At 56.9% G+C, this 2355-nt stretch carries 2 protein-coding genes; one reads left to right on the top strand and one right to left on the bottom strand.

What is annotated here, in order from left to right; all coding sequences use genetic code 11:
- Window positions 1-163: 163 nt before the first annotated feature.
- Entirely contained in the window at window positions 164-733 is a 570-nt protein-coding gene (locus tag QJT78_RS50270) for a hypothetical protein (RefSeq protein ID WP_157790344.1), read from the top strand.
- Window positions 734-761: 28 nt separating this feature from the next.
- Here QJT78_RS50270 and QJT78_RS50265 read toward each other — a convergent pair whose 3' ends face one another.
- Window positions 762-1502: a hypothetical protein gene (locus QJT78_RS50265; protein WP_038945895.1), complete on the bottom strand. Its 741-nt coding sequence runs from the start codon at window positions 1500-1502 to the stop codon at window positions 762-764.
- Window positions 1503-2355 lie beyond the last annotated feature (853 nt).

Raw genomic sequence — 2355 nt, 5'->3', positions numbered from 1 at the left:
TCCGGCGGCTCTTCTTCGTCATCTTCGCTCCTGATTCGCAGCAAGAATCCTCGCCGCTGTCAGGCAGAAAATCCACTCAAGCTACTGTCCGAATTTGCGGGGCCAGCTCTTACTGTTGCGTCTCGCCCGGGAACACAGAGACATCGCAGATGATTACACATGGATGCAGGCCTTCTTGGAACGGGGCGCTGTTGCGTCCGTGCTGCTCTATCTGGATCTCTATAATGAGGGCGTATTCGGTCGCGGCCCCAACGGTGTCGACGCGTGGCATATCGGACGCCAGCTCGCGGCCTATGCTCAGAGATCCCCAGAACTGAACTCCGAGTTGCAGACGCGATACGAAAGCATTGGCGATGGCCCGGGCCGTAAAGTGCTCGAACAATTTTTCGGCGAAGCGGCAGGAGAGAACGACATCATTGCCATGGTGAAGAAGTATGCTGCGACCAAACAGCCTTACGACGGTCAGATGCACCGAGCCCTGGAAGCCGGAGCGACGGAAAAAGTGCCCATTGGAGAAGACTCCAACGCCTATAATGTCTACCCCGCTCCGGTAGGCGAATTGCGTAAGGCGCTTTTTGGCATGCTGTATGGCTCGCCTACTGAGGCCGCCATAGCGAGAAGATGCCTAGAAGAGATCGATGAGCTTCGGGACGAACACGGCATTGCGGCCGACGACGGTCGGCACCCAGATGTCATGTCCGAGCGTCCATGGCCACCCGAAGCGAAGACCTGATAATTGGAAACCGTCGCGGCCAAACCGTTCACGTCGCGCTGATCTGGCCGAGAAGCTCATCCAGTGTTGCAAATTGAACCCCAAACTCCGCCGTGAGCCAGGCTCGGTTTGTAGGATCAAGAATGGATCGGCCCGCGGCGTGGGCTTGATCATTGGTGCACAGAATATCGTTTCGATAGCCTATGTGGGCAGCGACGAGCTCCCCGTCCGCCCATTCCGCACAAGCCTTGCGAAACCTCTTCTCGTCCTGGAGTACTCCGCCGGCACCCTGCCACCCGCCAGCGGCTTCAAACGCAGCCCTACCTACGCCCCGAGCTCCAATTCGGGCCAAGGCATCGATTTGGCGTTGCTCGCGCTCGCCGGCGCCGCGCGCCCCCTGCGCAAAAAGCGCCGGGTCGCCGATCTCCGTCGGGCTAGGTAATCCGAGCCATGACGCCGTGCGCATAAGCCTGATACCTGCGTCGAACGCACTTTTTAGCTTCGCGGATTGCATCTCAGGCAGGCCAGGATGTCGGGCGTCATCGGGGCCCATCGTCATCTGGATATGGGGCTTGCCGTCCCTCTCAACTACGGAAACCTGCACCTGCATTGTTGGCTCGGAAAAATAGGATGTACGCTCGCTCTTACGGATTGCTTCGATCCGAAAGCCCGCTTCACTTATGAATCCCGCGATCTGGTTTGTGGCGCGCGCGGCGCGAATAGTGGTCCAATCGCGGTCCGCTGGATCGAAGATTTTTTCCCAAGCGTTGCTGTCGAACGATACCCGCATAAGCAAACCTTATCCGTGAACGAAGCTCATTTTCGTCACGAGTTTCGCGCCGCTTTCTGCCAGCATCAAGACTACCTCCATGCTGCGTCCATGCTGCGTGGAGCCGCCGCGAGTGCTTGGTAGTCCTTGAAATTAAACGGGAATTTTTGCGAACCGCTCGGCGTCGGAATTTGCAGCAAGGAGTCGCAGATTTTGCCTGTTTTTGTTGAGGTTTCGTAGAAATTGGTAGAGCGAAAGGGCGCAAAAGCGGACATCCCGAGTGGAATCAAAATCCGCTGCCAAATGCCTGCGCTCGCAGTTACGAAGCCTAGACACGTCAACGAAGTGCGTAGTTATTCAAACACAACACAGGTACGCGGAGTTGGGTCACCCCTCGAGAGGTTTCAAGCTATCCGTTCTGCGGGAATTAGGAAGATCACAGCGCCCTACCATGTCGGCTAGCGCCAGGAAAAAAACCGTTTGAAAAACCGTTTTAGTTTCGTCTTCTCAAACGGTGATTTGCGGTAAGTGTTTGATTTGAATGGCGCCCCCGAAGGGATTCGAACTCCTGCGCCATAATCGGCTGCCCGCTCTTCTAGGCTGACCGCGTGTGCGAGTCGCTTTTCTGTCGTGACGAGCAGACCTCTGCGGTTCACCATGGGTTAATCGAGTAACGTTGCGTGCGACTGGACCAGCTCCGTTATCCGTCTCATCCGTCCCGGCGGTTAGACCGGGACGGTGAGTGAGTTATGCCAGAAGTGGTTGAGCTATGGCGGAATCTGGGTGATGACGGTGTGAGGAAGGCGGCGTATCGAGGCGGGTGACGAGCCTGCCAGAACCTCTCGAGGAGAGCGATACGCCATGACCGAGACTA

Origin of the sequence: Bradyrhizobium sp. Mp27, assembly GCF_029953005.1 — a bacterium.
In the GTDB taxonomy this organism is placed as follows: domain Bacteria; phylum Pseudomonadota; class Alphaproteobacteria; order Rhizobiales; family Xanthobacteraceae; genus Bradyrhizobium; species Bradyrhizobium barranii.
Note: the sequence above shows the minus strand (reverse complement) of the source record. Positions and strands in the feature narration are given on the sequence as shown.